The organism is Paenibacillus sp. J31R34, assembly GCF_059383715.1.
The window spans coordinates 1,042,914-1,067,633 of the sequence record NZ_JBXENU010000001.1; the positions used below are offsets into that span (position 1 = coordinate 1,042,914).

General features: G+C 44.8%; 12 protein-coding genes. 2 read left to right on the forward strand and 10 right to left on the reverse strand.

Annotated elements, in window-relative coordinates; genetic code table 11:
* Window positions 1-285: 285 nt before the first annotated feature.
* From AC50YG_RS04460 to AC50YG_RS04490, 7 genes are all read right to left on the reverse strand, one after another.
* The gene (locus AC50YG_RS04460) at window positions 286-8,289 is read right to left on the reverse strand and encodes an endo-1,4-beta-xylanase (protein WP_494824973.1); all 8,004 of its coding nucleotides are present in this window, start codon (window positions 8,287-8,289) and stop codon (window positions 286-288) included.
* Window positions 8,290-8,660: 371 nt separating this feature from the next.
* The gene (locus AC50YG_RS04465) at window positions 8,661-10,280 is read right to left on the reverse strand and encodes a response regulator transcription factor (protein WP_494824975.1); all 1,620 of its coding nucleotides are present in this window, start codon (window positions 10,278-10,280) and stop codon (window positions 8,661-8,663) included.
* Between the two features lie 88 nt (window positions 10,281-10,368).
* Complete coding sequence (locus AC50YG_RS04470) at window positions 10,369-12,105, reverse strand: sensor histidine kinase (protein WP_494824977.1); 1,737 nt, start codon at window positions 12,103-12,105, stop codon at window positions 10,369-10,371.
* Between the two features lie 101 nt (window positions 12,106-12,206).
* Window positions 12,207-13,055: a carbohydrate ABC transporter permease gene (locus AC50YG_RS04475; RefSeq protein ID WP_494824979.1), complete on the reverse strand. Its 849-nt coding sequence runs from the start codon at window positions 13,053-13,055 to the stop codon at window positions 12,207-12,209.
* Window positions 13,052-14,014: a carbohydrate ABC transporter permease gene (locus AC50YG_RS04480; RefSeq protein ID WP_473755614.1), complete on the reverse strand. Its 963-nt coding sequence runs from the start codon at window positions 14,012-14,014 to the stop codon at window positions 13,052-13,054. Before AC50YG_RS04480 ends, AC50YG_RS04475 begins: the two co-directional genes overlap by 4 nt.
* A gap of 180 nt (window positions 14,015-14,194) precedes the next feature.
* A complete protein-coding gene (locus AC50YG_RS04485) occupies window positions 14,195-15,520 on the reverse strand; it encodes an ABC transporter substrate-binding protein (protein ID WP_494824982.1) in 1,326 nt (441 codons plus the stop codon).
* 190 nt (window positions 15,521-15,710) lie between these two features.
* Window positions 15,711-17,690, reverse strand: a complete 1,980-nt coding sequence (locus AC50YG_RS04490) for a hypothetical protein (protein WP_494824984.1) — start codon at window positions 17,688-17,690, stop codon at window positions 15,711-15,713.
* A gap of 160 nt (window positions 17,691-17,850) precedes the next feature.
* Between AC50YG_RS04490 and AC50YG_RS04495 the strand changes: the two genes are divergently transcribed.
* Together AC50YG_RS04495 and AC50YG_RS04500 are read left to right on the forward strand one after the other, a co-directional pair.
* Window positions 17,851-18,702: a helix-turn-helix domain-containing protein gene (locus AC50YG_RS04495; protein ID WP_494824986.1), complete on the forward strand. Its 852-nt coding sequence runs from the start codon at window positions 17,851-17,853 to the stop codon at window positions 18,700-18,702.
* A gap of 290 nt (window positions 18,703-18,992) precedes the next feature.
* Window positions 18,993-19,136, forward strand: coding sequence for a hypothetical protein (locus AC50YG_RS04500; RefSeq protein ID WP_494824987.1), 144 nt, complete (start codon window positions 18,993-18,995; stop codon window positions 19,134-19,136).
* A 199-nt stretch (window positions 19,137-19,335) separates the two neighbouring features.
* Here AC50YG_RS04500 and AC50YG_RS04505 read toward each other — a convergent pair whose 3' ends face one another.
* The 3 genes from AC50YG_RS04505 to AC50YG_RS04515 are packed head-to-tail and all read right to left on the reverse strand — an operon-like array spanning window position 19,336 to window position 24,506.
* On the reverse strand, window positions 19,336-21,174 hold the full coding sequence (locus tag AC50YG_RS04505) for a DUF2357 domain-containing protein (RefSeq protein WP_494824989.1): 1,839 nt from the start codon (window positions 21,172-21,174) through the stop codon (window positions 19,336-19,338).
* Window positions 21,158-23,173 carry an McrB family protein gene (locus AC50YG_RS04510; RefSeq protein WP_494824991.1) on the reverse strand — a complete coding sequence of 672 codons (2,016 nt, stop codon included), beginning with the start codon at window positions 23,171-23,173 and terminating at the stop codon, window positions 21,158-21,160. The genes AC50YG_RS04505 and AC50YG_RS04510 overlap by 17 nt, the downstream gene beginning before the upstream one ends.
* On the reverse strand, window positions 23,160-24,506 hold the full coding sequence (locus AC50YG_RS04515; protein ID WP_494824993.1) for a hypothetical protein: 1,347 nt from the start codon (window positions 24,504-24,506) through the stop codon (window positions 23,160-23,162). The genes AC50YG_RS04510 and AC50YG_RS04515 overlap by 14 nt, the downstream gene beginning before the upstream one ends.
* Window positions 24,507-24,720: the final 214 nt, after the last annotated feature.

Here is a 24,720-nt window from a genome sequence, read left to right on the forward strand (position 1 = left end):
CAATAAACGGCCACCCTTCAAGCTTGAACAGTCCCGTTTGCGGCGGAACGGGCAATTCGCCAGATGACTCTCTCCTATTCTAAGTTAAACCTCACAAAAAAATAAATAAATAAATGTATAAAACTAACCTGAACGTTCACAATCCTATCCATTTGCAAGCTATAACATTCCAAAAATACGCTTCTCCCGAAGCTAGAAAAAAAAGAGAGAAGGAAGCCTCAACAGCTTCCTTCTCTAGCTTCCTTCTTACTTTTCCCTATAATCAGGAAGGCTTTTACTTAAAGCTTACTCTCCGTAAATTCTGTAGATGATTACTGCCGCTTCCGCTCGCGTAGCTATTCCGGTTGGATGAAGGGATTTTCCATCTCCGTGGATAATCCCTTCCTTGACCAGAGCTGCTATACTATCGATGGCGTATTTGGCAACCTTCGTTCCATCTGTAAAGCCGCTTAAGTCTCCGGCGCTGCCACTGGCGGTTAACCTATTCACCGCCTTCAACGCTCTGGCTGCCATAACCATCATATCCTGCCTTGAGATTTCACCCTTCGGATTGAAGTTATTGCCGTCCATTCCTTGAATAATCTCCAGTTTCTTAGCAATACTGAGGGCCTCATAGTAGTATGCTCCTTGACTTACATCTGCGAAATGGGTATCGGCTTCTGCGTCGAGGCCCAGAGCCCGCACCAGCAGCAGCACAAAGTCGGCTCTCGTAATGTTTTTCTCCGGACTAAAGGTCGTTTCGGAGGTTCCTTTAATAATCCCCTTTGCATACAGCGCATCAATCGCTTCAGAAGCCCAGCTGTATTTGCTGCCCAGATCTTTAAAATTACTTGCTGGCACCGGTGTCGGCGTAGGTGTTGCTGTTCCTGTTGGCGTAGGTGTCGGAGTTGCTGCTGGTGTCGGCACCGCTGAACCCCCGCTGTTGCTAAGCGTGGTTACACGGGTGTTTGGACCGTCCATACTCCAGTTTCCTGCCGCATCACCTGCCTGCACCGAGAACGCATACCCTGTGCCCGCAGCAAGTCCGGACACCTCGTACCTATGCAACGTTCCAGGCAGCGTCGCGATCTCCTCCTGTCCGCTGTAAATCTTGTAAGCCGTAACTGCTGTATCATCTGCAGACCCCGTCCATGTCAAGGCGAGTCCGGAAGCCGTTATTTGAGAGGCTTCGAGCTTGCTTCCAACCGACCACGACGGCGGGGTAGTGTCAGAAGCCTGCAGAGTGGTTGCTGAAACAGATGGTCCACCAGTACTCCAATTCCCGCCTGTATCCCCGGCCTCTACCTTAAACGTATATTGCGTAGCCGGTTTTAATCCCGTTACTTGATGACTGTATACAGACCCGGTTACAGTCTCCGTATACACGGCATCCGTAACCGTAACAGACTTGTTATCAACTCCATTTGTGATCCGGTAACCGGCAATGCCGCTGTCATCCGCTGCCGTCGCCGACCACGTCAAGGTCAACCCCTTACTCGTGACATTGGAGGCTTCGAGCATACTTCCTTCTGCCCAAACCGGTGGCGTGGTGTCGGACGTCGGCAGCGTAGTTACCAAAACGGAAGGTCCGTCTGTGCTCCAGTTGCCGGCAGCATCTCCTGCTTCCACCTTGAAGGTATACTGTGTATTTGGCATTAATCCGGACAACAGCTGATGATATACATCTACCGTTACGGTTTCAATGGATTTACCACCAGTTACGGTAACTGGTACTTCATCGACGCCGTTGTAGATCCGGTAACCGATGACTCCAAGGTTATCCGCAGCCGCCGGCCATGACAAGGTGACTCCGGTGCTGGTTACATCATTAGCTTCCAGCTTGCTGCCCCCTGCCCAAGTCGGTGGAGCCTGATCTCCTTTGCCGATGAGGGTGAGGCTTCCGAACACCTCTGTCGACTTTGTGGCTCTGCCAAGCAGATCGTTCCAGGTTGCCACGCCGACCAGATTGGCTCCCGTTGCATTGTTTACTTGTGCATCAAACCGGATTTGTGTCCCGTTTACCGGGGTGATGGTGTTGAACGGAATCTTCATTTCCACCGTATATTCCGTTCCGGCTGTTAATGCCGCCGATTCAAATCCGGGAGAAACCGCCGGTGTCGAATTACTGAGGAACTTGAAGGACTGCTCGCCGGCAAAGTTGACCCGGTATTGTCCATCATCTTCGCGGTACGGCCAGGCATTGATGCGATCCTCGTCCACATAGGCTTCAACCGAATCCTGCTTTGTCTTATCTGCGTTGTCTTTGCTCAGCTGCGTATCCTTCACCTGGAACAGCACATACAGATGTTCCTCGTCCCACAGCGTTTTGGCTGTTCCGGATGCTGTGGACGATATCATCAGGTGGTTGTCGATTTGGATCTCAGGCGCGTCCATCCAGATGCCATCAATGGTTCCATCGATGTCCGGCGTACCATAAAGCGCAGTAGAGCTCTTGGTTTCAGGTGTGATATAGAGCGGATGCTCGGCCAGATATTTCTCCGGATTGATAATGGCATAATAAGCCGGCTTCGGTGCCAGAGAACTAACGAAAGGCAAAGGATTCTGGCTGGCTCTCCAACTGGTGCTGTCTGTATATCCCCAAATGGTGACACGCGCAATCTTATCGGCATGCTTCTTATAGATCTGGAACAATTGGGCATACAAACTAGCCTGCTTCTCCGCCCACTCTGCAGAAAGGGAGGAATTCATTCCAGCGAGAACATCAAGCTCGCTTATGGATATTTCAACACCCAGGGAAGCGTATTTGACAATTGCTGCTTCCACATTGGCAGGCTTCGTTCTCATGTCGTAATGCGACTGCAGTCCGATTCCGTCAACCAGAAGTTCTCCGGGATGAGTCAGCGCATAACGGTCATTGATTTCCTTAACCATGTCGTAGATGGCGTCCCGCTTCTCTGGAAACTCGTCATTGAAATCATTGTAATACAGCTTGATATCGTTCCATTCTGGGTGTTTAACCAGCACTTCCCTTGCCGCAATAAATGCTTGCTCCACAAAGTCAGGACCTACGGAGTAGTACCAGGGGGACTGCCGGAGCGCATCCTTCCAGTCAGCAACAGCTGGTGGCCCATCCTGCATGGCTTCATTGACGACATCCCACGAGATTACCTTATCCCCAAAGTGCTCCATTACCGTTTGGATGTGGGTTCTCATATTCGCGAGCGCCTCATCGCGGCTGAGATAGATTGGGTTGCCTGCCTGATCCTTCAATGCATTGCCCGCTGCGTCTACTTGCTGTGTAAACCACGCCGGGCTCTGACTGTGCCATACCAGTACATGTCCGTGTACTTTCATTCCCATAGCCTGAGACTTTGCTGTCATTTCATCAGACCTCGTAAATGTAAAGGTACCCTTGTTCTTCTGCAGCGCATCCGGCTTCATCTCATTGCCAAAGGTTACACTGTTAAAATGATAGTTAAAGAAGGCATTCTGTCCGTTGCCCGGGGTAATTTCATTATTGCCCGGTACATTTCCAAGCAGGAAGTCACTCTTATAGACATCTTTAAGAGCTACAATATTCTGCAGCGCTGTATCTTCGAAGCTGAAGTCATCAATATAATACGATGCTGCAGCACTGTTAGGGCTTTCTACATAGAGAGTGACATCATTGTGCAGATAACGGTAGGTGCCTTCCAGCTTGACCCACTCTCCGTTTTTACTGACGTTCTGGGTTGAAAGACTAATGTAATAAGGCGTTGGGGCATTGACCAGTGCTGTCAGCTTCAGCTGAGCGCTTGCCGGGTCAATCAGCTTAACCCATACAGTAGCTTTGTACTCATTGCCGATCTTGACAGCGTCCTTCAAATTAACGGACGGGCCGTCCGAATTGGCGGTTCTGCCGGTTACTTTGAGGGAATAAGCTCCTCCCTGAGTATGGTTGGCTTCGTTGGTAGCCGTAAGCGTCACGCCAGCACTGCCCTTTGGCTTGAAGCCTTGTACCGTTTGATCCTCAAAATCCCTTGTGGATTTCATTCCGGCCACAATGGTAAGCGAGTTAATCGATACGCTTGCGCTACCTTTCGTTATGATTAGCGTAAAGCCACCATTCTGGTAGGAAAGTGCTGTGGTTACTCCAAGCGCCTTCAGCTCTTCATTGTTATTTAGGTATTCTTGTGCTTTGATCTTCAGCGCAGCTGCGTCATCACCAGCTGAATTCGGAACCGTAATCCGGTTGCCTATTAGCGCGGCTGCTTCTTCTACAGCGAGTTGATCCTCACTCCGTTCGCCGGATTCCCCTAATGTCTTAATCAGTGTCACGCTCGAGAAGGTCACTTTGAAATCGGTCGAGGCACTGACATTGGTTCCATACAATTGAACTTTTGCATCCTTGAAGAATTCCGGGGTATAAGTTGACGAATTTCCCATAGTCGTCCAGGTTGTGCCGCTATTCGTCGAAAAATACCCTTGAACTATATTTCCTTCCTTTACAATCCGGAGAAAATAGTTTGTACCGCTTAAATTGGTTTGATTGGTATTGTTGGTAAATGCGGTACTGCCTGTTTTGCCTGAATTATTCACTTTGATATTGGTGCTTACTTTACGCGCATTTATTCTGTAAAACTCGCCGCTAGATGTTCGGCTGATGCCAAGCCCCACTTGGGAATTTTCACCCATTGAAGAATCATTAAGCGGCTTATCTACGGTAAGCTTCGCCGTCAGCGTCCAGCTGCCTTCAGCTGAACCCGGAAACTGCAGCATATTATGGCTGTTGGGATAATCCGTATCGCCTTTCAACGTCTTGATCGTCGCTCCCTCAGCGCTATAGCTTAATGCGTTTTGCGGCTCCGCCGGATTCATGACCTCCCAACCTGCCGGAAGCCCATTGGCAAAATCAATGATTTCGTTCGTACTGAAGGAGATTTTATACGACTTAACGTTTTCTCCTTTTATAAACCGGACAACTGCGGTACCTTGTGTGCTGTCCGCCTGCGAAATGCTAATGAGTTCAGCAGGATCGTTAGAAACTGCCGTTACTTTCGGTATGGCGCTGCCGGATACCGTATAGGCGTAATCATGTCTGGTAGCATCAAAATTAGCTGGCTGAACGCCGTCAATAAAAATACTGTATGAAGCTACAAGCTCAGGAGTCAGCGACAGCTGATCCGCATACAGGATGTTGGCATCCTTTGCATACACCGCTATTACCACCTTCGCAGTACCTGCCGGTTCATCATAAGTAAACGGCTGGTTAGGCGTCTCATGCCAGTCTGCAACCTTCACGTCAACGGGCTGGAAGGAGCTTAGGGTGAGCGGCCCGCCTTCAAGTATGCGCCCGATAAACTTGCCGTTGCTCCAATAAGCAGGATCACCAGCCTCACGGGCTGCGTAAGGCTCAGGCATATCGCGGCCATTAATCCCGTTCAGGCCCAGCTGATTACCGTTCTTATCGTAATACACCAACGCAACTTCCACGTCACCCGGATTTTCCGCAGCGACATCATAGCTCTCAGGCCGACTCATCATAGAGAGGAAATAGCCCTTAAAGTTATAGCTCTCTCCCTTGTTCAGCTTTCCGGTAATATCCTGCCACATGCCGTCATATTGCTGCGCGGAATCAATGCGGCCTGACATCTTTCCAGCTCCGGCAACCTTCGAGGTTGCGTTGTTTTTCAGATAACGGGAAAGGCCCGAGTAGCTCTGAATGGTATCCGCAGTTAACGCAGGTCCATTCACAACCGTTTCAAAGCTTCCATTATTGTAACGTCCTGTGGACCAATGATCTGTATTGGAGGACGTTGCTGTATCAAAATCTCCATTTTGCAGTATGTTCCCTGGTATGGATGCTGTCGAGTTATTAGCGGCAAGACTCCAGTCGGAATCGTTGGCTCCGAACAGAAAGCGGTCAACGGTGATCTCACCATTAGATCCGTTCGGTTCGGCAATCATATACAGATCCTTATGGCCATAGGCGCTAAGATCGCCTGTATTGACCATCGACTGAAATTTACCGTATGTTTCATTGGCTGGAACCGAAATTTCCGCTACTCGCGTACCGTTGGACTGGACATCAGCACTGCTGCTCACAGCGGTTCCTACCGGAAGAACATAAGCGGTAAGCCTCCCTCCTTGAGTCGACTTCGTCTGAGCGGTCAAATATAACAAGTGTCTGCGGACAACACCGCCGTTGGCGGAGCCATCTGCGAAGTTCAGGTTTTTATAGGCCAGGTACTCACCGTCACCGAGTGACACCGCCTCGCCTGCGCGGCCGGCATTTCCGGCGCTGTCGCCAGGTATGCCGTTATCATTTCCCTCCGCCTCAAGAGTGGAGAAAATATCGCGTTCGCCGTCAAGGCCCTTATAGGTGGCAAAAGTGCCCTGAGACGGAACGATAGTAACAATGCTGGCGGACGGGATGTCGATTACGAACTTGCCATTCGTTACCGGAATCGTTCCCAGCTTCTTCTGATTTTCGCTTCCTGAAGTACGGAACAAGGTTACACTTGTAGTGCCTGTGGGGAAATCCTTCAGGCTGAATTCAAGCGGCTGAATGCTGTCATCATTTTTGGCATTGGAAACCGTGATCGAATAATCATTGGTATTTTGGTTCTTAAACCCAATAACATTAATATCGGCTGCGGGAACACGTGTAACATCAAAACGAACATCGCCGGGATTCATAAACCGGGAGAAATGCCCGTAGCCGTAGAAGCGCTTGAATATACGATATTCACCAGTTAACGTACTGATACGTCCCGGCTCCTGTTGAGAGTTGGTAGTGACGAAGCGAATCAGGTCAGAGCCGTCCGCTCCGTTACTATCCCACATGCTCCACCAGACGAAGCCGTTAAAGCCGGGGTTGCTGCTGAACATATTGGTCAGTAGATTAGACCAGCGCACAGCGTCATTGATATTCTGATTGCCGTACCGCTGCGTATATGCACCGGCTGATCCGTCAGCGGTATCCTGATTCATAAACTCTGCCTGCCACAGTTTATACTTGGTCAGGTATTCGGGATACTTGCTTCCATCCTTTGAATAATCCAGAGGACTCTGGGAAAAATCACCTGTATGGTACAGTTTGTTTTCATCCGTCCCTATGCCAACCGTACCATACAAATGGGTGGTAAATAAGTCGAGATAAGGATTTTTATCCAATGCATTATCAGGGTCGGTTTGAGAGAACACTTCGCCGCCTCTGCTTAGTGAGGCGCTGAGATTGGTTCCGTCCACGGCGGCAAGCTGAGGAATAAAGTCAATGAGCTTTCCGTCTGGGTTTTGGATATCATAAAGGGCCCCGCCTGGCTGCATCGATTTTTTCAAGGTAGGACCGATATAACCATTAATTAGCTCTGTTACATATGAAGCTGTTCCGCCTGCAAGATCAACCTCGTTAAAAGGATTGATGTGAGTGATCGGAATTCCCCATTGCTCCCACATTCCCCGAATATAATTAACGAGGTAGTCCGCGTAGGCCTGATAGTAAATTTTCACCACTTTACCATCAATAGTAGCTGTATCGCCACGAACAATTTTGCTTGGAGAATTGGTCGAAGATTGGCTCATCCAATAAGGTACGGTCCACGTACAAGCGTAAAATTGCTTAACACCATACTGCAACGCCTGACGCATCGTCCACACCTGATCGAAATCGAACAGCTCTTTACGGGTACGCGGCGAGTTTTTAATTACAACAGGATTTTCCCCCGGTGCGCTAAGGAGATTGGTTGGTCCTCCATCGTCATTACCAATTGGCTGATTCCATGACGGATAATCCCAGACGAAATCTTGCACCGGTACCAGCGTGCCTGGAGCGTGTTCAGGTTCAACAGGCCAGATACTGTCGGTATTGCCGTCTGCATAGCGGTTTTCAGCTTCTATTTTATAACCATACTGACCCGCCGATCCCCTCATGGGAATGGCATTCCCTTCAACATCGAAACCAGGGTTGCTGACATCTGCAAGCAAACCTGTTAGAGGATTGAACCCTGGGCTGGCTGCTGTGGCCCCTGTAGTGGCAAGGCCTCCATTATCACCAATGATGACCCGAACAATGTCGTGGCCCGTGCCTTCTTGTTCACTGAAGGTCAGATCCAGCAGATGCCTGACGGTGTCTTGATGACCAGCCGTAGCCAACTGCATCATATGAATGGAATCCGTGTACGCATAAGCGGCACCTACCCCATCCATTGTCTGGTAGGTCTTGTACCAATCGGCGGTTACCTGTGCCGGGGCCGCAACTGCCGGAGCTGCCTGAATTGGGGTGGAAAATGGCACTGGAGTCATAACAGACAGCAGAAGCGCGCCAGCTATTGAAGCCGCAAGTGTCTTTCTCCGGATTTTTTTAATCATTATACGTGTTCCTCCTTTTATCATTTAACTTGTTGTAAAATAATCGTGCGCATTTGATCTACAGAGCACTCATTCTCAATCAGCACGTTCGGTAGTGAAGTGTGAATTTCCCCCTTTCCTAAATTCAATACTGTATGCGCTTACATTTTTTTGTCTGTTTATAGCTTACCAATTCAAAATTGAAATTTGTATGAGAGCGATGCACGAATCATTTTAAAATAACACTATAATGATTTGTTTTTTTACGAAAAGAAAACTTCTGATTATTGCCGAATTTACTCTCGCAAACAGCAAAAAGCCCTGTTATAGAGAGAGTGGTCTGTTTACTCCAATCTCTCCATAAAAGAGCTTAGCTTTGGGAAGTTCAATCCTTAGTTTTTTATGAGTTCTGTAGGATTCATACCGGTTATTTTTTTGAACAGTGTGCTGAAGTAGGGAATGTTCTTATAACCGACCCGCTCCGCCACTTCATACACCAGCATATTCCGCTCCATAAGCAGCTCGCGCGCCTTCTCGATCCGAACTCGGGTCAGGTAATTGTTAAAGGTTTCTCCGGTCATATTTTTAAAAATAATAGACAAGTGGTTCCGTGAAATGTATACCTTATCCGACAGCTCGGCGAGTGTCAGCTCTTCCGCATAGTGCTCATGAATGTAACTGGTCATGAATTCGACAACCTGCCGGTGCTTGCTGCTTCCTTTCCATTGTCTGCTGCTGCAGATCTTGGTGATTTTGTCCATCAGCCAGCTTGCCAGCTGGTCTGGTACGATCAGGCTATTGATTTCCTTGGCAATCTGGTCATTGGTGAACAGGTCATCCAGTACCAAGCCGGCTTCATACAGCGAGTAGGTTATAATTCCCCATAGCTCGCTCCCCAGCATTTGTACGTATCCCTGTGTTATCCCCTCTTGATTTTTCATTTCCATTATATATTCCAGCACAAGCTGATGGGCTTCCACTTCCTGCGATGCCTTCATTGCTGTTGCCAGCTTATACGAGAATTTGACTGGAAAGAGGGCGACATTTCCCGGTTCGCTGCTGCTGTTCTCCTGGTATCTATACACTTCATGTGAGGAGGCGGCACGCAATGCCCTTTGATCCATCGCGCGGAAAGCTTCCTCTGTTGAGTCTGAGAGGGAGGTCCATGAATCCTTCACTCCCCCGATTCCTATACGTGTAATCAGCTTTAGATAACTGCCAATACTGTCAATCAGCCTGATCCCAAGCTCTTTCAGCTTGTTCTCTAACTGTTCGAGATTTCCTGCATCCGGGTGAATAATCAGTAATGCTCGGGTACTGTGCAGCTCTGCATATTCCAGATCAGGGAACAGCTTACGGGCTACTTCACAAGCAATATTGCTGACTGCAAACCGGAACAGGTTCCAATCGGAGACCGATAGACATCCGGCTCGTTCATCCCGAATCAGCTCGATGCCAACTGTGACATGTTTGCAATCCTGCCAAAAAAGATAAGACGGCGGAAGACGCGTGCTTTCTCTATATGCATGGTCAAGGGTGCCTACAGCTGCGGAGCGGACCCACTCCTTTTCAACAAAAGGCTCATACAGCGTCATTTTAAACTCAAGCTCCCATTGCCTATTTCGCCTCTCCTCCTCTTCCTCAAGTTCCTGTACGACATTGCTCAAAATGGATTTTAACGTTGGCAGACTGATTGGCTTGGATACATATTCGGTCACTTGAAACCTTAAAGCTTGTCTCGCATGCTCAAAATCCGAATAACCGCTGAGAATAATGATTTTGCCTTTAAATCCTTCCTTCCTAAGCTGCTCCATCATATCCAGCCCACTCATCACGGGCATATAAAGATCAGTGATTACAATGTCCGGTAGGGTACGGCGGATTACCTCCAGGCCGTCCTCACCGTTCATAGCCTCTCCAGCCCACTCTGCTCCCAATTCATCCCAGGGAATCGCCCTTTTCATTCCATTAAGGACTTGCCGCTCATCATCGATGATTGCGATTTTCCACATTACGCTTACCTCCTAAACTCCTTAAGTACGAAAGCACGCCCATCGCTCACTCCGCCTAAGGAAGCGTTTACTTTAATCATATCGGGGATCAGTCATTTTTGCTTGGAGGCTCTGTCAGCAACGGGAGCGTGATTTCCACTCTTGTTCCGCCTTCTTCACGTTCTCCCAGAACGATTCCATAACTCACACCGAAATATCCGGCAATCCTCTCTCTTACATTGCGTATACCATAGCCTCCTGTATGACGGTTATGCGGCCTGTCTTCAGACTGCTTCAGTCCCGAACCATTATCATCAATGACAATGCGCACAGTATCACCAATTATTTCCATTAAAATTGACACATAGCCGCTTCTCTGTTTGTTGAAGCCATGAACGATAGAATTCTCCACGAATGGCTGCAGTGTAAGCTTTGGAATATATAATGTCTGAAGGTCGGAGGAAGCCTCAATCCTGTATTCAAGTCCTTCTCCCCAGCGCAGCTGCTGGATTTCCAAATAACAATTTATATGCAGCAGTTCATCAGCTATAGGGATAAAACTGTTCCCGTTGGATAAGCCGATCCGAAACATACGACCCATCAGCTCCAAAATCCGGCTAAGTTCATTCTGCCTTGCCTCAATCGCCATCCAGTTCAGTTGATCCAGCATATTATAAAGGAAATGCGGATTAATATTGGCCTGAAGTGCCTCAATTTCGGCTTTCCGCTGCTGTTCGTAACGGCGCTCCAGAGAGAGATACAGTTCTTCAATCCTCTCGTTCTGCTTTCGGTAACCAGAGAATAAATAACCGAATTCATTCTCATAATCCATCGGAAGTTCTACATTGTCTCCTCCTACGGAGTACACTCGCATCGCAGTTACAAGCCTTTTGATAGGCTTAGTAAACTGTCTGCTTAAAAAGTGGGTCAGGAGCACGACCAGCAAGACTGCTGCAATACCGATCAAGCCGATCCATTCTGCCAGCTTCAGGCTGCTTGCCGTGATTTGTTTCCAGGATGTAAATTCAATAAGCGTCCAGATGGAATTATCCATTCTGGAGTAGACGAGCAGTGTATCATGCGAGCCATCTTTTGCCGGAATATGGACATAACCGGATTTATTACTTTTCACATCAATCCACCTAGACCAATCGTTCTGATCCAGCGCATCACCTATTTTCATAATTTGCTGACCTTCGCTATCCGCCATGATCCTGTTTGATCCATCCGAATTGCCTGTTAACAGTTTTCGTATTTCGTTGGCTTTGATGTGAACGACTAGAACTCCCAAATAGTCATTCTCAAAGACTATTTTTCTGTAAAAGCTAAGTACAGGAATCTCGCCCTGCGTACTGGGGAACATATACTCTTTGGACCAGCAATAATCGCTCTTCGCCAAACATTCGGCTCTTCCCTTTGTATCCAAATCCATAAAATTTCGGAATTGAATATAGTTTTGCCGTTCACTTAGGATTGGATTATCCATATACAGGTCAATTCCTTGGATTAGAGGAATAGCATAAGTCAAATTTGCAAGAGCGCTTTCCACTTCAGCACGTCTGCGGTATCTCTCAAATTCGTCTTGTCTGTTCAGAAGATAATTGGTCAGCTCGCTATCGCGGGAACTGGACAGTGATATCTGTTCGATCATGACCAGCTTGGTGTTAATTTCATTATTCAATTCATCAAGAAGCTGTTGCTGGTAGTGGGAGGTGGTCTGTACGAGCGCCTTGGAAGAATTGCTGTAGCTTGTCCATGCGGTAACACCGATTACTGCAATAAGCACAATGGCAAAGCTATGAAAAAACAGACGGTCAATTCTATATTTTTTAAAAGGATTGAACAAATGCTCGACCTCCCTTCAAGTCCGGTTCAGACACAATAAACGGTAAAGCAGCGAAGGGCATTCGACGCTTTACCGTTGATGGAGAGATGTTTTTTTACATCTTATCCTTTAATTCCAGTCGTTGCAATCCCTTCCACAAAATACTTCTGGAGAAACATAAAGAGGATGGTTGCCGGAAGAATAGACACTAGTGACATGGCAAGCAGCTGACCCCACTCCTGAGCAGACTGAGAATCATTGATCATTCGAAGCGCCAGGCCGACCGTATATTTGTCTACTGTGTTAATATACAGGAGATGACCCAGGAAATCGTCCCAATTCCACAGGAAGCAGAAGATGGTCACGGTAACAATTGCCGGAAAAGCAAGAGGCATGACCACTCTCCAGAAGATTCCGAACCAGGAGCACCCGTCAATTTTGGCAGATTCATCTAGTTCTCTGGGAACACCGCGTATAAATTGGATCAGCAGGAAGACGAAGAAGCTGCCGCCTGCCCCTCCAGCCAGCAGATGGGGAATGATGAACGGGAGATACGTATTCACCCAACCCAGCTGATAAAACAGGGTATATTGAGGAATGATCAGCACTTGTCCAGGCATCATTAATGTCAGCATGAGGATGGAGAACCAAAAGTTTTTCAACGGAAAATCCAATCTTGCAAAACCGAAGGCAACCAGTGTACAGGATAACAAGGTTGTGACAATTACAGCAAGTTCAAGTCCGAAGGTATTAAGATAAAAATCGGTAAACGTATGTCCGGGAACCGCGTTCCAGCCTTTAGTGAAGTTGCTCCATTGCGGTACAGCAGGAAAAATGGACGGCGAGGTAAGCTCTGTGCTGTGTTTCAGTGAAGCACCGATCCACCAGATAACCGGGTAAACCATAACGAAGCTGAAGAGAATCATGAACAGATGACGAAGCGCCGACTTCCATTTTAGTGTTGTTGTCATTTGCGTTTTCTCCCTCCAGTGTCTGTTTCATAGAATACCCAATACTTCGAGGTGTGGGAAATCAGGACGGTAGCTGCAATAATGGCCAGTAGCATTATCCAGGCAAGTGCCGAAGCATATCCCAGCTCGTAACGGCTGAATGCCCTCTCATACAAGTACATCGCATATACATAAGTGGCATTCATCGGCCCGCCGTTTGTGATCACAAATGCGGAGGTGAACATTTGGAAAGCGCCAATGACTGCCATGATCAGGTTGAAATAAATAATCGGTGAAAGCATCGGCAGCGTGATTTTAAAAAATTGGGATACTTTGCTTGCCCCATCTACAGAAGAAGCCTCGTACAGATCATTCGGAATTTGCTTGAGTCCTGCCAGAAAAATAACCATGGTAGATCCGAACTGCCAGACCGTCAGCAGAATCAGCGTGCCAAGCGCCGTATCGGGATTGGTAATCCAGCCCTTTCCTTCAAAGCCAAAGACAGCAATCAGTTTGTTAAAGACCCCGTCTACACCAAAAATATTGCGCCAGAGTAGTGATACCCCGATACTGCCTCCGATGAGTGACGGGAAATAAATCGCTGTACGGTAGATGCTGATACCTCTTACGGCCTTACTTAGGATCATAGCTACAAAAAGAGCGGCTATTAGCTTCAAAGGCACGGACGCCAGCACATAAGTAAAGGTTACCTTAGCGGATTGAATGAATTTGGGATCTGCTGTAAAGATACGCTCATAATTGCGGGTCCCGATCCACTTCATCGGCTGCATCAACGTGTAATCGGTAAATGAATAGTACAGCGATAAAAATAACGGGTACGCCGTAAGCGCTAGAAACCCGATCAGCCAGGGGGAAATAAACAAATATCCTGCTAGCGGAGCGTTCCATCTGCTTTTGAAATATGAGCTTTTTTTCGTTTTCGCAGCAGTTTGGGCTATAGTGGCTGTAGAACGGTTCATCTGTCGTCACCTCTTGTGCTTAATTTTTATAGTTTAAGTATATAGGTCGTACATGTCCCGCTAAAGGAGGGGAATGCTCGAATTCTTTCAAAATATAACGATAAAAAAGAAGAGCTAATCTTCCTTACCGAAATAAATGCAAGGCCCGAAGCAAGACTGCTCCGGGCCTTCGTTCTTGCATTATTTTTCGTAAGATTGCGCGGCTTCTTTCAGCTGCTCATAGGCTTTCTCAGGCGTAACTTTTTCAAAACTGAGCTGATCCCTGACAAGCACCCAGTCTTTATCGATAAAGTTTGTCCAGCCGCCTGCTCCAGCCGACCAGGTTTGACCATCCGGCTCTGTAGCACGGAGGAGACCTAAACCAATCTTATCCAGATCACTCATGCTTGCTTCTAGGGAGGTTGCTATTTCCTTATTAGCTGGAAGCCCGCGGAATGTCTGCAAAATGTTAGCTGCTTCCTGATCATTCACAAACCAATTAATGAATTTTTTGGCTTCTTCAGCATGCTTGGAGTTTTTGGAGACAGACAGATACATCGATGGCTTCAACCATCCGCCTGCTTCTTCTGCACGCGGCATAGTTACAAGTGCATAAGCCCCCGGTTTAATACTATCCCAAGTGCCTAAATTATTGGAAAAGCTGTACCGGAACAAAACCTTACCCGCGGCCATCAAGTCCATTTGCGGATCGTTTTCCTTGTCGGATGCGTTTACATCAGCTGGAGGAACCAGTCCTTCCTTGCGCAGCTCTTCAAATTTCTTGGTCCATTCCAGATAGGTTGCTTGATCTGCATTGAAATGCCCATCATTAGTGATAACCTGGCCTTTACCTTTAGCATATTGGTAGGCTGAATACATAAAGTAGTTACCTGCATAGTCCAAGGTGAAATATTGTCCGCTTGGCAGCTTGGACTTGGATTCTTTGGCCAAGGTGAAGAAATCATCCCATGACCAGCCATTGACCGGATTTGCAATACCGAGTTTATCCATAGCAGCTTTGTCATACACCATACCGAATGCAACTGAACCCAATGGAACAGCGTATTGCTTACCGTCAAGTTGACCTCCTGCCAGCAATTTCTCGTCGAATTTGTTTATATCAACCTCAGGAGCCAGCTCAACCAATTGGTTGCGCGACATCCAGTCCGGCATCCAGCCTGGATCAAGCTGAACGACATCCGGTGCGTTATTAGCGGCAGCCTGTGTCGATAATTTATCCAGATACCCATCCATGCCTGAGTATTCCGGCTCAAACGTAACATTAGGATTGTTCTTTGTGTACAATTCCAGCGCAGCCAAGGTCGCCTCATGGCGTGGCTGGGACCCCCACCACATAATACGCAGCTTAACAGGTTCATTGCTAGGTGCAGCCGTTGACGCAGCATTAGTACCAGCAGGTTCTGCAGTGGATTCTGCATTGTTATTCACTCCGCCGCTGCATGCCGCCGCCGTTCCCAGCAAAGCCGCCATCGCTAAGACTGTAAGAGAACGCTTCCATTTCAACATCTTTAACCCTCCTAATTCAATCCGTATTGTCTTTCTACACTGTTATAGTAACAATTATAAATGGAAGTTCATATGAGGGTGATGCACGATTTATTTTAAAATCTCACGGAAATGATAAGGGCATGCTTCCTTTTACTGATGATTTCAAGCAGGAAGTACCGCAATTATTGCTATGTTTTTACGTAAGTTCTCAATAAGTCTGTGAATATTCCCAGTAGTCGCCAGCAAGTCCCTCGATGACCGAACCGCCAGCCCAAGGCATCAGACAGAACCAGGTGCTGGCTGGAGTACCATCTGCGTACTTTTCGGTGACAAGTCCTTCCGAATGGCAGAACCGTTCGGACATCCATCCTTTTTTTCCATAGCCGTATTCCTGATCATAGCGATTGTATGTCTGACAGCCCCAGCCGATTGTGTCCATCATGCGCTGAAGAACATAAGCTTCCTCCCGCTGCTGTACGTAATAAAACAGCTCATCCACTAGATTGCTGGACATAGGGTGAATATGTGGATTGGCTACTGAAGTAACACTCCCCCCAGAACTGGACCACCCCAATGTACTGAGCGGCGGAATCTTGACGGGTGAGTTGTAACAAAACTTGAAGCTGAACTCATAACCGATCGCGTCCCTCATGTGATCAAGGAAAAGATCATCTCCGGTCAGCGCGTGCAAAAACCGAACTGCTTTAATATAAGCCAGAATCCCTTCCGAATCGATCGATTTATCCGCATCCAGCGGTGCACCATAACATTCCATATGTTTGACGTACGTATCGTAATAATGGGCTTCACTCCGTCTAAGCCCATCGATCGAAGATAAATCTTTGGTTAGCCAACTGTAGTATGCCAGAGCAGCGAGACACCAGACGCCACTGAATCCATCATATTCGAGACCTGCTCCTGTCCGCTCTGACAAAATAATCGGATACTCTCCATCCGTATTTTTAGTACGTTCCATGCGATCAAGCACCTGCTTGACATATACAAGCCAATCATTGTGTTGGCAATTCCGAATTCGCAGCTCATAATCGTAGCCCTTCAGGATGTAGAACATGGCTTGAGCGACCAGATACGCAGAATGTCCCGGCGTCCGCATTCCGTCGAACCACCAGCCCTTTATGCTCCATATGCCGTCTTGATAAGCATCATAAGGAAGACCGGATTCAGGATTCATGGAATGTTCAATAATATTCGTAATGCAGGACAAGGCCTGCTGCCGCATGGGTTCGTCATTAAGCCGCAGAGCAGCCATCAGCATCGGTGCAGCAACAGTCATGCCATTCGTCCAGCTGATAGAAATAATTTTGTTGTACCTGTAGCCTCCGCTTTCAGCATCCTCATATACAAATGTGGAATAATGACGATCCTCTGGCAGCCAAGCGTATTCATAAATCGCTCTGGATAGATCCGATACGGTTGTCTGAATGTCACTTCCTTCTCTCGGCTGCTCATGATACCGATCATAGATTGCTTCCAGCGCTGTATTAATGCCAAGCTCTGATGACGACTCGTAAGCGTACAGAGCAAGAGTCAGCTCAACAGTCTCTCCAACGGCCAGTTCGAAAACATTATCACCCAGGGGAGCCCGCTCGTGAACAAGTCTTGATTTAATGAATAGTAACGGCGCATTCTCATATCCCAATGTATATCCAACCGTACCTTTGTCAATGGAGCAAGTATATCCCCCATATTGTACAAACGTCCCATTCAGCCCTGGCTGCCACTGCTGCTTTCTGCCGCCGCTGCTGATCCAGTACGGGCTTGCACACAGGCCGTATACGTGCCCCTCATCATAGACCAGTGCGGCTGGATGCGACAACCGATCGCTGCGGACCATCCACCAAGGCGACGAAGGGAGAGTCGGATTCCCTTCCCGCAATCTCGGAAACTGATTGGGGACATTTTGCGGTGCCTCTCCTCGGTTGCGTCCATACATAAATGCCGGCAGGAAAAATCGCGGATTTTGCTTGCCAAACGGCAATTCCACATGAATGACTCCGAACCATGCGTTTTCCCCACAGTTGTGAATTTTTACATTAGCCTGCCAAGGGTCTCTTGCACTTCCTGTCCCGCCTGCTAGTTCAACGTCAGCCTTCAGACCATGTCCACTCAATCCCGTATATTCCATATTCTTTTGTAATCGGCTTCGTGCAGTGAAAATCAGTTCCATAATATCCTCCAATCGCGTTGTAGATGCTAACTTCGAAAACGCTTGTAAATTTAGATCCAACATGCTAGGATGATTACATTTTATAGGTTCGTGTATGCAATTTCATTGCACAAATTGCTTTATTTATTGCGCGAAACGACAAGGAGGTCATCTGTTTGGTATGAATGAATCTTCGGAATACCTGTTCGACCCTATTCAGACTGAGCTCTTGTATCTTCACCGCGTTACCACGTACAACATGGGCACGTTCTATCATCGGCATAATGCGTATGAGCTGTATTTGTTCCTTCGCGGTAATGTGAATTTTTATATTGAAAACCGTTGTTACCATCTGCAGCCTGGCGATCTGCTCGTTCTCAGCCCAGAGGAAATGCACCGTTCCTTTGCCCTAGACCAAAGCGAATATGAGCGAATAACCATTAATCTCAAAAAGTCATATCTGAACCGCTTGTCTACCTCAACCACCAACTTGTCAGCATGCTTCGATTATCGCCCCATGGGCAAGGGAAATATCGTACATCTGGAAGAGAACCAGCTGCAACAAGTACTGCAATTAACTCGCGAGCTTGAGCAGAGTCTCTCATCGAGTGCTTATGGAGCCGATATTGAAGCTAATGTCCGAATCGCTCAGTTGCTTGTCATTACGAATCTAGCATTTCAAAATACCACCTTTGTTCCAACAGACATTATGCCTGAACTGGTTCGCAACACAATGAATTATATTGAAGTCAACCTTGCGAGGGAACTGACGCTTGAACATTTGTCAGAGGTATTGTACATGAATAGCACCTATATTAGTCGGCAATTTAAGAAGCACACCGGACTCACCATTCGAGCGTACATTCTCAGTCGCCGCGTGGAGCTATCGAAATATTATTTAACTGAGGGTATGAGTATTACGGAGGCCTGTTATCAATCGGGCTTTGGTGACTATGCGAATTTTATTCGCAGCTTTACGAAGGTGACCGGGATTTCTCCTGGAAAATTCATCAAAAATGGCCCCGCAGAATAATCGGATGAACAGTTCATCCCAGTCGAGGCAAGCAAACCATAAAAGAGATCAGATTCTTGCCGGTTAATTCTGGGATTGTCATCCACGACTGTTTTAGCACGTATTTCAACACCGATTATCTCTTTAAACATGTCATGCACGCTCATTTACTGCGGGAATGTCTCGGTATTGAAGCGTGCGACGGTCAGGAATAGGCTACGCTTATCCGTGAATTTCAACAAGAGAGTTGAGAAGTTAAAAAGAAATTCTGGGCAGCCAGAATTCCGCTAGGAGAAGCGATTCTGCACGACATGGATCGGCGCTACGACGATATTCTGTTGGAAGGGCATCAGGTATGGACGATAACCGAATCCCCTGTGCAAACCTCCGGCAAAGGCCAAATCCAAAAGAGCAAGGCCGCCAACCTGGATGAGAGATTTGGCATCGCCAAATGACAAGAACTTGATCCGACAACTAAAACCCCCGCGGTTTCGCGGATTATACTCGGAGAATGCTCTTGTCACTCGACAGCAGCGCAAAAAACATACTGCAAGGCATCAAATAAATATAAGTCAGCCTTGAAGTATGTTTTTAAACCCTTGTATCAGAAGGACTCAAGGATGTAATAGAACTTTATTACAGGATAAATTAGACTTAAATCACATCTACTCTTCTTAAATCAGGAATATTGGACTCTAAAAAGATCGAAATTTCCGCCTTAAGATTATCGTAACCAAACGGTACTTCATTTGTATTTGGGTCCACTGGTTCAAGTTGTATGAACGTAACAGATCCATCATGTTTATGCTCATATTCAGCTCCAGCACGCTGCTTTGGGTACAATGCGATAACTTTTGCAATTTTAGAACTACGATTTCTCTCTACAGGGCAGCGATAAAGAATTCGATTGTAGTCGCTAATTTGCATAAAGTCGTCCGTTTCTGAATTTAGTTCAGTATTCCACAAGTATCGATACTTACGATACTTTACTTCAATTATTAATGTTTTAATTAATTTACCTGATGGTTCAAATAAATCAAGTCTTATATCCGGCCTATTATGAAGGTTTGCTATGAATCCAAACTCTCCCTCATCTAGACGTTTAGGAATTTCCTGATCATAAATCACATCAACTCGGTATCCATTCTTCATTATACAGGACACCTTATCTCCAGAAACAAGCTCACCGATATATCGTTCTTGAAGATGATTTGCTAACCAACCGCTCTCCCATTCAAAACCTATATCTTGCAATAATTCAATAACAAGACAAACAGAATAAACTTCCATTAACACAGAAGAGCGTTTATAAGGATAAGTGCTCTCCCTATTAGATGAATCTCTATTCAATTGCACATGGATCTCTTTATAAAGTCTATACAAAACAGAATAACGTTGATCTCTTAGCACTTTTGTAGGTGGCCGTGTAAAGAAAGTTTTGGTCGTTACATCTTTTAACCATCTATCTTCTAAATACCGAGAGAATATGCTAACCATTCTTTTAATTTGTAGTAATTCATTTTGGATACGAGCAGCCTCTTCCTCCTGCTGCTTTAATGTTCTACTAATTCCAACTTGCTCTTTACGAAGATTTTGTAGTACATTTTTGTTCCCATACTGAATTCTCATACTTTCGTGTCTAGCGATGTTCTCATTCGCTTTCACAAGACGCAACTTGGAATTTTCCACCTTCTCCATTTGAGAACAATATCGTTGGCTAAATCCGTGTTCCAAATTTTTAACATTCCTTTTGAGGTAGAGGAGAAACCATTTTAACCACTGATTCTCAGGCACATTAGTCGTAAGCATTGCATGCTTTTCAAAATAGCGTTCTGGACGAAACGCATTTGCATTTTTTCGTCCACCTTTTGTAGCTAACCATCTTTGACTTTTAATATCTGGTTTTTTACAAAAAGAACGAACCTTGTACTGTTGCACTACATGTTCTGAGGGTTCCACTAGAATAGACTCCAAAGCGTGTATTAACTTTTTGTAATGGGATTGTATGTGCCGAAATATGTTAAGTATATGGGATGAAGATTGATTCTCATCTACATAAGCCCCAAAACGCCGAGTTACAAGATCGTAGGATAAACCAGCAATCTTTTGTTCTAGATAACTACGCAATTGAAACAGGCGATCTTCATCAAAGTTACTCCCACGTATAGTATACATACCTTGATAAATACCACTACTCGATTCAAGTCGGACCATATAATGACCTGGGGCCGGCATAAGATCAGTCTGATTGATATCAATAAGTTCTTTGTCATCACCAGATTCAAGAATCATTACTTCATCTTTATCAAAACGATCTACAAATAATCGATCGGTCAAACAATCCGATTCAAATCGTATACGGATTGCTTGATATTCATTAACAACTAGTGAAGGAGATAAGCGTTCATTACTTTTCTGTAGAATAAGTTTTTCTTCCGTCCACTCCTCATGACTATAACGGCGCCCAATAAAAACCTTAGGAAGCATAATCATGAATCGCCATCTCTCGTGCCTTTCGATGGATTTCTCCTAAAGTGAATTCGAAATCACTAATTTCTCTCGCTATATCGTTTGTGAATAGTTTAAAAAGCTCACTGTGTTGCACACCACCCTGATTGTCGCTAGATATTCCAATAAGTGCTTGAAATTGATCGGATGCACCTCGGATTTTGGTGAGTATCCGTTGTTTAACCTGTAAGTCAATTACAAGTCTACGTTCGAGATAAAGTTTTCCTTCATGGTCTTTCGGAACTGAATTGAGATATTCGCCCATTTTTCGTAGTACACGATGGGAAACTCCTTTCTGATGGTCATATAGTTGTATAAGTTCATGTAATTGATCAAAAAAATTAAGTTCTTCTATACTGAATGCGCTCATCGCTGAATCTTTACTGCGCCATTTTGTGAAAACATCTTTTGAAGCAAAGGATAATAGTGGCTTAGTAGGCTCTACGGGTTCCCTCTCCAAAAGTGAGCTGAAAGATAGCTTTTTTAAAGTAACGATATTAGCCCTATCAAGAAAACGGTCTGAGAAATTTTTAGTAGTTTCGTCAACATTTGCCGTACCGATAAAGATAATGTTCTCTCCAACCTGAATCGAATCGGGATAGTCAGAACGATTATGGCAAGTCGCCATTTCATTATTATATAAACGAAGTTTTCGTACTTGGTTTTCAGGAATCTCCAAAATACTGATAAATGGTGCAAACCAGTGCTCAACTTGACTAAGATTCATTTCATCAAACATTATCATATGCATTTGTTCAGGATAGTCCTTCGCATGTTTTAAAAATTCAACGAACCCTGTGTCAGATGGAACGTATAGCCCTGTTGATGCATTAAGATAACCTAAAAGGTCGCTTGGCTCTGTATAGCTGGGGCTAATCGGAAGAATTAGTAAAGTATTCTTTTCTTGCTTCAGTCCCAATGCCTCTGCGTATAGAGCAGCAAGTTGTGATTTTCCGGTTCCAGACATCCCTGCCAGAACAGTTATAGGATTTGTTTTAACACTTACATGGAAGTTTACGAGATCTGACATATCATAAAATAAACCTTTAGACTCACCAAGTGTTTTAAGATGCTCCAGAAATTGGCTCTCAATATCATTATATTTCAAATCCTCTTGTTCGTTCTCATCTTGGTGCTCATGTGTGGGAGTTGGTGCTACTGATCCCTTTACTCCTACTCGTTCAGGAGAGGCTACCGGAGTAAAAGATGAATTTGTTTTCTGAAGATAAGTTTTATCCAGAAATACTAGACTGTCGCTACCATAAATTTGAAATTCCGAGATTGCATCCGGATTAATTTTCACTTTTTCAACAGTCTCTAAGGCAGATTCATAAGTCCAACCTAGGTCAGATGAAGTCGTTGACCAAGTACCTTCTAACTTGTATAAATATTCACCACAGATTACGTATTTGGGCCCTTCTGCATGATTATAGTAGTCTGTAAAGCGGAGTGCCTGTCCTGATTGTATACTGACCTCCCAAGAGTTAATATTCATTGTTAATTTTGGCACAGAAGCATATTCTGTGCCTTCTTTATAGCCTGGCTCAATATTATCTACTTTAACGTTTTTGAAAACCTTCTCTGAATAACCATCTGCAGTTTTAAGGTAGTTTATTTGGGTACGAAAAACAATTAATTTACCCTCAAGCCGAGCACGCAGCATTTCAATCCGTTTATCAAGATCAGAAGTGTAAATATACCCAGCTGGGTATAAATTTCGTGGAAATAACAAATTATTGTCCGTTAATCCAATGAATAAAGGGCTTAGGTTTCTTTCAGAAAACATATAGTTTAAATCAATTAAAGGTACCGGTTCAGGTGATAAAGGTTTTACATAAAATTGAAGATTGTTTGTTAGACCTTTAGGCATAACTGGTTCATCATTAAAATGATTCAATTCTGCTTTTGAGGCTAATGCACCTAGCATCAAACATTGCCCGATATTTGAATATCTTTTTTTCTCTTCTTGATCAAATCTGAACATAGTTTGGTACTCCTCTCTTCCACAGCGCAATTAATTCAATAAGAGTTTTATGATCATGCATCACAAATGTTGATGATTGTATATCAGTAGTGGATTGTTGCAATTGAAACAGTCTTTTTGAGGGCACTCCATTTTGTTGAATATATAACCTAGTTAACCCGTTCTTTTGTAATATACTTTTTTGTTTATCCCAGTCTTTGTAAGTGACAAATTGGACTTCTGGATATAGATGCTGAGCAAGGGAGACATCGGTTGATTCATAAATAATACAAAAATCTGTAACTTTCTCTGTTACTTCTACTTTCCAACTATCTATTATCATTTGAAGCTCTAATAATTCCTGTTCTTTTTTCTTAGATTTATTTACCCAGTGCTCCTCTTGTTCCAGTAGTTCTTTTTTTTGTTTTTCTGTTAATTGGCTGACTTCAGAGACCTTTTTTTCGAGTTGTTGTGTTAATTGCTGAACAATAGCTTTGTGTTTTTCGATATCTTTCGATGCCAAACTTAGTTCTTTATTAAGTTCGGAAATATCTTTCACTGCATCTTTCACTGAGTTTAAAGATATCTTAATATCTTTGATTTCTTCTTTATACTTTTGGTTCTCTTCATAGAGTTGCAAGCTGTCTCTCGTGAAGTGAAATAACGCATTCGTCACTAAACCGTAACGAGTCAAGTAGTCTAGATTATTCTTTTGGGTCGCATAGGCCAATCCAGGCAAAGCATCATATTCTGATTGCTCAAAGTAATGAAAGAATTCAAGTAATGATAAATTTTCCACTTTTTCAACTTCCGATTTAAAAGTATTGTCGTGGATTTTCGGTAGAATAGAGATGGACATTTCAATCAGCCTGTTATATTGAATTTCCGTCAAAAATAAATCATTTTTAAACTGTTCTAAAGCTTCTTCTTCGGTCTTAATATCTTTTAAATAATTAAATAACTTCTCATTATTCTGTTGACGCCTTTGTAATTCTGGTAAAATTTTTAAAAAAAGTTCCATATTATATTTTATCGTTAGAGCAACTTTTAAATGGTCAGGAAATTCTTTTCTTGAAATACTAACCAGAAATTCATCATTATTTTCTAGATGAGCAAGATGATGCAGATTGTGAGAATTATGGATATAATCAAAAAATGGGTCGATATTTGTTTTTCTTCTTGTTTTTGGGGTTTGACGTTTGAAAACTTGAGCAATATGAGTCCGTTTTCTAGCTAATGGAGGTCTTGTAAAGCCAGGGACAGTTTCCTTAAACCTCTCCAAAATATCGTTAGCTGTCTTGTCGTCAATGAGTCCTACATAAAAGTCGATTGCAGCTGACAAATGTTCTCTCATTCCTCTCCAAAATTTAATAGTCCAATGATTCCAAATTAATACACCAAATACAAACACCACTTGTAATATTATATCTAAATCAAAACTTTTGTACTAGTCTATTTAGACCGTAATCAAGATATTTGTTTGAAATATACAGACATCACCATTTAATTAGATAAGGAGTAGCTTTGGCTAAATATGTTGAATTATTGAATAACTTGGATCTTTCAAT

Excerpts from the sequence above, each read along its gene's own strand:
- AC50YG_RS04510 (WP_494824991.1), bottom strand. The coding sequence starts at position 23,173 with ATGTTCAGATTTGATCAAGAAGAGAAAAAAAGATATTCAAATATCGGG.
- AC50YG_RS04500 (WP_494824987.1), top strand. The coding sequence starts at position 18,993 with ATGGATCGGCGCTACGACGATATTCTGTTGGAAGGGCATCAGGTATGG.
- AC50YG_RS04475 (WP_494824979.1), bottom strand. The coding sequence starts at position 13,055 with ATGACAACAACACTAAAATGGAAGTCGGCGCTTCGTCATCTGTTCATG.
- AC50YG_RS04465 (WP_494824975.1), bottom strand. The coding sequence starts at position 10,280 with ATGTGGAAAATCGCAATCATCGATGATGAGCGGCAAGTCCTTAATGGA.
- AC50YG_RS04495 (WP_494824986.1), top strand. The coding sequence starts at position 17,851 with ATGAATGAATCTTCGGAATACCTGTTCGACCCTATTCAGACTGAGCTC.
- AC50YG_RS04505 (WP_494824989.1), bottom strand. The coding sequence starts at position 21,174 with ATGATTATGCTTCCTAAGGTTTTTATTGGGCGCCGTTATAGTCATGAG.
- AC50YG_RS04515 (WP_494824993.1), bottom strand. The coding sequence starts at position 24,506 with ATGAGAGAACATTTGTCAGCTGCAATCGACTTTTATGTAGGACTCATT.
- AC50YG_RS04480 (WP_473755614.1), bottom strand. The coding sequence starts at position 14,014 with ATGAACCGTTCTACAGCCACTATAGCCCAAACTGCTGCGAAAACGAAA.
- AC50YG_RS04490 (WP_494824984.1), bottom strand. The coding sequence starts at position 17,690 with ATGGAACTGATTTTCACTGCACGAAGCCGATTACAAAAGAATATGGAA.
- AC50YG_RS04460 (WP_494824973.1), bottom strand. The coding sequence starts at position 8,289 with ATGATTAAAAAAATCCGGAGAAAGACACTTGCGGCTTCAATAGCTGGC.
- AC50YG_RS04485 (WP_494824982.1), bottom strand. The coding sequence starts at position 15,520 with ATGTTGAAATGGAAGCGTTCTCTTACAGTCTTAGCGATGGCGGCTTTG.